At 71.4% G+C, this 7,837-nt stretch carries 6 protein-coding genes; 5 read left to right on the top strand and 1 reads right to left on the bottom strand.

Features of this window, described 5'->3' with window-relative positions:
- Positions 1–122: 122 nt before the first annotated feature.
- Positions 123–614 carry an inorganic diphosphatase gene (locus KUM38_RS09485; protein ID WP_030828087.1) on the bottom strand — a complete coding sequence of 164 codons (492 nt, stop codon included), beginning with the start codon at positions 612–614 and terminating at the stop codon, positions 123–125.
- 79 nt (positions 615–693) lie between these two features.
- On the opposite strand from KUM38_RS09485, the gene dacB reads away from it, so the two are divergent.
- The 5 genes from dacB to ftsH all read left to right on the top strand — a co-directional run bounded on the left by dacB (position 694) and on the right by ftsH (position 7,732).
- Complete coding sequence (gene dacB, locus KUM38_RS09480) at positions 694–2,325, top strand: D-alanyl-D-alanine carboxypeptidase/D-alanyl-D-alanine-endopeptidase (RefSeq protein ID WP_217128856.1); 1,632 nt, start codon at positions 694–696, stop codon at positions 2,323–2,325.
- Between the two features lie 197 nt (positions 2,326–2,522).
- Entirely contained in the window at positions 2,523–3,656 is a 1,134-nt protein-coding gene (locus tag KUM38_RS09475) for a zinc-dependent metalloprotease (protein WP_217128855.1), read from the top strand.
- 193 nt (positions 3,657–3,849) lie between these two features.
- On the top strand, positions 3,850–4,875 hold the full coding sequence (gene tilS, locus KUM38_RS09470) for a tRNA lysidine(34) synthetase TilS (RefSeq protein WP_217128854.1): 1,026 nt from the start codon (positions 3,850–3,852) through the stop codon (positions 4,873–4,875).
- Positions 4,876–4,943: 68 nt separating this feature from the next.
- Positions 4,944–5,504: a hypoxanthine phosphoribosyltransferase gene (hpt, locus tag KUM38_RS09465; protein WP_030224979.1), complete on the top strand. Its 561-nt coding sequence runs from the start codon at positions 4,944–4,946 to the stop codon at positions 5,502–5,504.
- 188 nt (positions 5,505–5,692) lie between these two features.
- Positions 5,693–7,732 (top strand): ATP-dependent zinc metalloprotease FtsH, encoded by a 2,040-nt coding sequence (gene ftsH, locus KUM38_RS09460; RefSeq protein ID WP_217128853.1) that lies wholly within the window; start codon positions 5,693–5,695, stop codon positions 7,730–7,732.
- The last annotated feature ends 105 nt before the right edge of the window (positions 7,733–7,837 follow it).

Here is a 7,837-nt window from a genome sequence, read left to right as displayed (position 1 = left end):
TTACGACACCGTCCGTGAGACCGTCCGTAAACCTGCCCCGTACAGCCTCAGTATGCGCACGCACGGCAAAACGGGCCGCACGCGCGCGTGCGGCCCGTCTCTGCGTCCGGCAGCGGGAGGGCTCAGTGGCCGCCCGTCTCCTTGAAACGCTTGTAGGACCGCTCGATCTCCGCCTCGGCGTCCACCCGGCCGACCCAGTTGGCGCCCTCGACCGACTTGCCCGGCTCCAGGTCCTTGTAGACCTCGAAGAAGTGCTGGATCTCCAGGCGGTCGAACTCGGACACGTGGTGGATGTCCCGCAGGTGCTCCACGCGCGGGTCCGTCGACGGGACGCACAGCAGCTTGTCGTCGCCGCCGGCCTCGTCCGTCATCCGGAACATGCCGATCGCGCGGCAGCGGATCAGGCAGCCCGGGAACGTCGGCTCGTCCAGGATGACCAGCGCGTCCAGCGGGTCGCCGTCCTCGCCGAGGGTGTTCTCGACGAAGCCGTAGTCGGTCGGGTAGGCGGTCGAGGTGAAGAGCCGACGGTCCAGGCGGATCCGACCCGTCTCGTGGTCCACCTCGTACTTGTTCCGCGAACCCTTCGGGATCTCGATCGTGACGTCGAACTCCACCGGACGCTCCTCCATGATCAGCACATAGTTCTGGTGATTAAGTGTCCCTCACGCAGGTGTGTGATCGCGAAAGGGGCTGGTGGTCGTGCCAGAGCTGAGGCCTTGGCGGGCCGCGGGACCGCATGTCGCGCGGATCGCGGACGCCGTACGGCCGCGTCTCGCCCGGGCCGCGGAGACCGTACGGCCGCGTCTGGCGCGCGTCACCGCGGCCGTCGGGCCACGGTTCGCGCGGCCGGACCGGCCGGGATCACCGCAGGTCCCGCGGGTCGCGCGGCCGAAGACCTGGCAGTTCACCGCGACCGCCGCCACCGCCGGTCTGGCGCTGGCCGCGGGTGTGGTGACCGCCGCCGGTCCCTGGGACTCCTCGGGTCAGCGTACGGCCGAGCGGGACCGGGCCGTGGCCGTGGAAGCCGCGCGTGGCGCAGATCACGGCGGCACCCGCGCCCACGCCGGTACGCCGCCCCGCGGATCCCAGGCCGTCCCGCCGGCCGCCTCCGTGCTCACCGGCCTCGGTGGCACCGCCACCACCGTGAAGTCGGCGCCCGGCGGCGAGGCCCTCGGCGCCGTCCTCGACCCGCTGCTGAGGAATCCCGCGCTCGGCAGCCGTTCCGTCGCCGTGGTCGACGTGGCCACCGGCGAACGGCTCTACGGCACCGGCTCCGGGGAGGCGCTCACACCCGCCTCGACCACCAAGATCGCCACCGCCGTCGCCGCGCTCTCCGCGATGGGCGCCGACCACCGCCTCACCACCCGCGCGGTGTACGAACCCGACACCGAGGAGGTCGTCCTGGTCGGCGGCGGCGACCCCACGCTCACCGCGCGGAAGGACGCCGGGGAACTCGCGAGCCTGCGCGACCTCGCCGAACGCACCGCCGCCGCCCTGGCCAAGCGCGGGGTGCGCGAGGTGACGCTGTCGTACGACACGACCCTCTACAAGGGCACCACGATCCACCCGATCGGGGTCAACCCGAACATCGCCGCCGTCACCCCCCTCATGGTCGACGAGGCCCGCACCGACGGCTCCACCAGCGGCCCGGCGCCGCGGGTCGCGGATCCGGCGGCCGACGCCGCGCGGACGTTCGGCGACCTGCTGAAGGAACACGGGGTCAAGGCCACGCCGCCCGGCCCGTCGAAGGCCACCACCCGCGCCTCCACCCTCGCCACGGTCTCCTCGCCCCCGCTGGCCGCCCTCGTCGAGCGGATGCTGACCAACAGCGACAACGACCTCGCCGAGGCCCTCGCCCGCCACACCGCCCTGGCCACCGGCGAGAGCGCCGACTTCGCCGGCGCCGGCGCGGCGATCACCGCCCGCCTGAAGCAGCTCGGCCTCCCCCTCAAGGGCGCCGGCATCGACATCAAGGACGGCAGCGGCCTCGACCGGCGCGACAAACTCACCGCCGACCTCCTCACCGCCCTGCTCGTCAAGGCCGGCGACCCGGCCCACCCCGAGCTGCGCCCCGCCCTCACCGGCCTGCCCGTCGCCGGCTTCACCGGCACCCTCGCCGGCCGCTACACCGACGGCGCGGCCGGCGTCGTACGCGCCAAGACCGGCACGCTCACCGGCGTGAACACACTGGCGGGCACGGTCGTCGACAAGGACGGCCGCCTGCTGGCCTTCGCCTTCCTGGCGAACGGCACCACCGCCCCCACGGCAGCCCAGTCGGCCCTCGACAAGGCGGCCACGGCCCTGGCGGCGTGCGGCTGCCGTTAACCACCCCAAGGGGCGCGGGGCTGTGTCGACATGCGGCTCCGCCGCGTGGGCGCAACGGGGGGCTGGGGGCAAGGCCCCCAGGGACGGGACGGGAAGGGGCGGCGGGGGCGAAAGCCCAAGGCGTCCCCCGGCCGCCCCCCGGGGGGCGTCACCTCGCCACCCTGCCCCGAGCCGGGCCACTCACGTACCGTTGACGCATGACGAGCATCGGTGGTGCTGCCTCTTCCGGGATGGTCGACTGGAATCTCGCGGTCGCGACCGCGACCCGGCTCATGCGGCCGGGCCCCGACGTGAGCCGCGACGAGGCCCGGGCCGTCGTCGCGGAACTGCGCCGGCACGCGAAGGCCTCGGAGGAACACGTCCGGGGCTTCACTCGTCTGGGCACCGAGGAGACCCACGACACCCCCGTCCTCGTCGTCGACCGCCCCGGCTGGGTCCGGGCCAACGTCGCCGGCTTCCGCGAACTGCTCAAACCGCTCCTCGACAAGATGCAGGAACGGCGCGGCACCGGCCCCGGCAACGTGGTCCTCGGCGCCGTCGGCGGCAAGGTCACCGGCGTGGAGCTGGGCATGCTGCTGTCCTTCCTCGCCTCCCGCGTCCTCGGCCAGTACGAGACCTTCGCCCCCGCCACCCGCGACCTCCCGGCCGGTGCGAACGGCGCCGGCCGGTTGCTGCTCGTCGCCCCCAACATCGTCCACGTCGAACGCGAACTCGACGTCGAACCGCACGACTTCCGCCTGTGGGTGACCCTCCACGAGGAGACCCACCGCACCCAGTTCACCGCCGTGCCCTGGCTGCGGGACCATCTGGAGGGGGAGATCCAGTCGTTCCTGGGGGAGACCGACGTCGATCCCATGACCCTCCTGGAACGCGTCCGCGAGGCCGCCCAGTCCCTTGTCGGCGGCCGCCCCGAGGGCGAGGAGGGCGACGACGGACGCTCCCTCGTCGAACTCGTGCAGACCCCCGCCCAGCGCGAGATCCTCGGTCGCCTCACGGCCGTGATGTCCCTCCTGGAGGGCCACGCCGACTTCGTGATGGACGGCGTCGGCCCCGAGGTCGTGCCGAGCGTCGCCGAGATCCGGGAGAAGTTCCAGCAGCGCCGCGCCAAGGGCGCCTCCCGCCTGGACATGGCCCTGCGCAAGCTGCTCGGCCTGGACGCCAAACTCCGTCAGTACCGCGACGGCGAACGCTTCGTGCGGGCCGTCGTCGAGGAGGTCGGCATGGACGGCTTCAACCGGGTGTGGACCTCGCCCAACACGCTCCCCACCAAGGCGGAGATCGCCAAACCGGCGGACTGGATCACACGGGTGCACCGCAAACCGGAAGCCTGAGCCCCGCGCACCGTCATGCGCCGCACACGGCCGACGGCAGACAAACGCCCCTCCAATCACCCGTCCGAGGGACCGTGAGCCCTGAGTAGGCGTGCAATGCTCGGGGAACGGCCCGGTTCTGTCACCATCTACACACTCTGCGTGACCGAACCTCGGGCTCAACCCCCCGACAATTTCATGAAGGGAACCGGACATGGGTCCCCATCCTGCGGTCGCGGCGATACGCCTGGCGGTCCGCCGCGTCCTGAACGACATCCTCGACGACCACGGCCGAGCCCCCGGCCGCACACCGCACGAGCTGCCCCCCTCACCGCTCGTGCTCGTGGCCTGCTCCGGCGGCGCGGACTCCATGGCGCTCGCCTCCGCCCTCGCTTTCGAAGCTCCCCGCCTCGGCGTCCGCGCCGGCGGCGTCACCGTCGACCACGGCCTCCAGACGGGTTCCGACCTGCGCGCCGCCGAAGTCGCCTCGCGCCTGCGCGAACTCGGCCTCGACCCCGTCGAGTCCGTCGCGGTCACCGTCGGCCGCGACGGCGGACCCGAGGCCGCCGCCCGGGACGCCCGCTACGCCGCCCTGGACGCCGCCGCCGAACGGCACGGCGCCGCCGCCGTCCTGCTCGGCCACACCCGCGACGACCAGGCCGAGACCGTCCTGCTCGGCCTCGCCCGCGGCTCCGGCATCCGCTCCCTGTCCGGAATGGCCGCGGTCTCGGGGGCCGGCGGCCGTTACCGGCGCCCCTTCCTCCAGCTCGACCGGCAGACCGCCCGCAAGGCCTGCATGGTCCAGTCCCTGCCCGTCTGGGACGACCCGCACAACGCCGACCCCGCCTACACCCGCTCCCGGCTCCGCCACGAGGGCCTGCCCGCCCTGGAGAAGGCCCTCGGCAAGGGCGTCGTCGAGGCCCTCGCCCGTACGGCCCAGCTCTCCCGCGACGACGCCGACGCCCTCGACGCCTGGGCCGGCCGGGCCGAGGCGGGCGTCCGCGACGCCGACGGCCGACTGGAGTGCGCCGCGCTGCACGACCTGCCGCCCGCCGTACGCCGCCGTGTGCTGCGGCGCGCCGCCATCGAGGCCGGCGCGCCGGCCGGTTCGCTGTTCGCCCGCCACATCGAGGAGGTCGACCGGCTGATCACCGGCTGGCGCGGCCAGGGGGCCATCAATCTCCCCGGCCGGGTCGTCGCCCGCCGGCAGGGTGGCAGACTGGTGATTCGGCAGGGCTGAATCCGGACCCCACCGACCCGTACGAGCCGCGGGACGGACCGGACCGGCCGGTGGGACGACCGAAAGTGATGCGGGTGGACGCGAAAGACATGGGTGCCGACCTCGAGAAGGTGCTCATCACCAAGGAAGAGATCGACGCCAAGCTGGTGGAGCTGGCCGCGAAGATCGACGCGGAGTACGCGGGCAAGGACCTGCTGATCGTCGGCGTGCTCAAGGGCGCGGTGATGGTGATGGCGGACCTCGCGCGGGCGCTGTCCACCCCCGTCACGATGGACTGGATGGCCGTGTCCTCGTACGGGGCGGGCACCCAGTCCTCCGGTGTGGTGCGGATCCTCAAGGACCTCGACACCGACATCAAGGGCCGGCACGTCCTGATCGTCGAGGACATCATCGACTCCGGGCTGACCCTGTCCTGGCTGATCTCCAACCTCGGCTCGCGCGAGCCCGCCTCCCTCAAGGTGTGCACGCTGCTGCGCAAGCCCGATGCCGCCAAGGTCGCCATCGACGTGGAATGGGCCGGCTTCGACATCCCCAACGAGTTCGTCGTCGGCTACGGCCTCGACTACGCCGAGAAGTACCGCAACCTCCCGTTCGTCGGTACGCTCGCGCCCCACGTCTACGGCGGCTGAACCCGGGGACCCGGTCCGCCGTACGGTGATCGGGAACCCCGGGGGGCTCCGCGGCGTTGGAGCATGCGTGGACGCGATTGCCGGCTGTCCCCCGAAGCTTCGGGGGACAATGCTGGGGTACCGTCCGAAGAACAGTCTTTATCAAACTCACTATGGCAGGAGGGACGGGGCGGCACCGCTCCGTATGGATGGACGTGAAGCGATACTTCCGTGGGCCGGTCATGTGGATCGTGCTGGCCGTCCTCGCCGTGGTCGTGTTGATGCAGGTCGTCGGCTCGTCCGGCGGCTACAAGACGGTGGACACCGGCGAGGTCGTCCAGGCGATCAACGAGAACAAGGTCGAGTCGGCCAAGCTGACCACCGGTGACGAGCAGACCATCAAGGTCCAGCTCAAGGACGGCGTCGAGGTCAAGGACAGCTCGAAGATCCAGGCGAGCTACATCGGCGACCAGGGCGTCACCATCGCCAGCACCCTGCAGGACAAGTTCCAGAACAAGCAGATCCCGGACGGCTACACGGTCTCGCCGTCCAAGCAGAACCCGTTCGTGAGCATTCTGCTGTCCCTGCTGCCCTTCGTCCTCATCGTGGTCGTCTTCCTGTTCCTGATGAACCAGATGCAGGGCGGCGGCTCCCGCGTCATGAACTTCGGCAAGTCCAAGGCGAAGCTCATCACCAAGGACACCCCGAAGACGACGTTCGCCGACGTCGCGGGATCGGACGAGGCGGTGGAGGAGCTCCACGAGATCAAGGAGTTCCTGCAGGAGCCGGCGAAGTTCCAGGCCGTCGGGGCGAAGATCCCCAAGGGCGTCCTGCTCTACGGCCCGCCCGGCACGGGCAAGACCCTGCTCGCGCGTGCCGTCGCGGGCGAGGCCGGTGTGCCGTTCTACTCGATCTCCGGTTCCGACTTCGTCGAGATGTTCGTCGGTGTCGGTGCCTCCCGGGTCCGCGACCTGTTCGAGCAGGCCAAGGCCAACGCTCCCGCGATCGTCTTCGTCGACGAGATCGACGCGGTCGGCCGCCACCGCGGCGCCGGCCTCGGCGGTGGTCACGACGAGCGCGAGCAGACCCTGAACCAGCTCCTCGTCGAGATGGACGGCTTCGACGTCAAGGGCGGCGTGATCCTCATCGCCGCGACGAACCGGCCCGACATCCTCGACCCGGCGCTGCTGCGTCCCGGCCGCTTCGACCGCCAGATCGCGGTCGACCGCCCCGACATGCAGGGCCGTCTCGAGATCCTCAAGGTGCACCAGAAGGGCAAGCCGGTCGCCCCGGACGTCGACCTCTCGGCCGTCGCCCGCCGCACCCCCGGCATGACCGGTGCCGACCTGGCCAACGTGCTCAACGAGGCCGCGCTGCTGACCGCGCGCAGCGATCAGAAGCTGATCGACAACAAGATGCTGGACGAGGCGATCGACCGTGTGGTCGCGGGCCCGCAGAAGCGGACCCGGATCATGTCGGACAAGGAGAAGAAGATCACCGCGTACCACGAGGGCGGACACGCCCTGGTCGCGGCGGCCTCCCCGAACTCCGACCCCGTCCACAAGATCACGATCCTCTCCAGAGGCCGTGCCCTCGGCTACACGATGGTGCTCCCGGACGAGGACAAGTACTCGACCACGCGCAACGAGATGCTGGACCAGCTCGCCTACATGCTGGGTGGCCGCGCGGCCGAGGAACTCGTCTTCCACGACCCGACCACCGGTGCCGCCAACGACATCGAGAAGGCCACCGGTGTGGCCCGCGCGATGGTCACGCAGTACGGCATGACCGAGCGCCTCGGTGCGATCAAGTTCGGCGGCGACAACACCGAGCCGTTCCTCGGGCGTGAGATGGCCCACCAGCGCGACTACTCGGAAGAGGTCGCCGCGCTGGTCGACGAAGAGGTCAAGAAGCTCATCGAGACCGCGCACAACGAGGCGTGGGAGATCCTCGTCGAGAACCGTGACGTCCTCGACAACCTGGTCCTGGCCCTCCTGGAGCGGGAGACGCTGGGCAAGGAGGAGATCGCCGAGATCTTCGCGCCGATCGTCAAGCGCCCGCCCAGGCCCGCCTGGACCGGCTCCTCCCGCCGTACGCCGTCCACCCGCCCGCCGGTCCTCTCCCCCAAGGAGCTGGCCCTGACGAACGGGGCGAACGGCGCGACGCCGGCCATCACCACCGCCAAGAGCACCGTGGCGGACCCCGCCCCGGCGCCGGAGCGGACCCCGGAGGAACGCCCCGAGAGCTGATCCCGAGGCTCCCGGTGGCCCCATCGGGCCCGGAATGGAGGCCGCGCCCCCCTGGTTCTAGCCTGGGGGGCGCGGCATTTTGCGTACCCGCAGTTGAGACGCGTG

The organism is Streptomyces sp. AC558_RSS880, from assembly GCF_019049255.1.
In the GTDB taxonomy this organism is placed as follows: Bacteria; Actinomycetota; Actinomycetes; order Streptomycetales; family Streptomycetaceae; genus Streptomyces.
The sequence above is the reverse complement of the archived record's forward strand: the minus strand, read 5'-3'. Positions and strand labels throughout refer to the sequence as shown.

Excerpts from the sequence above, each read along its gene's own strand:
- KUM38_RS09475 (WP_217128855.1), top strand. The coding sequence starts at position 2,523 with ATGACGAGCATCGGTGGTGCTGCCTCTTCCGGGATGGTCGACTGGAAT.
- tilS (WP_217128854.1), top strand. The coding sequence starts at position 3,850 with ATGGGTCCCCATCCTGCGGTCGCGGCGATACGCCTGGCGGTCCGCCGC.
- hpt (WP_030224979.1), top strand. The coding sequence starts at position 4,944 with ATGCGGGTGGACGCGAAAGACATGGGTGCCGACCTCGAGAAGGTGCTC.
- ftsH (WP_217128853.1), top strand. The coding sequence starts at position 5,693 with ATGGACGTGAAGCGATACTTCCGTGGGCCGGTCATGTGGATCGTGCTG.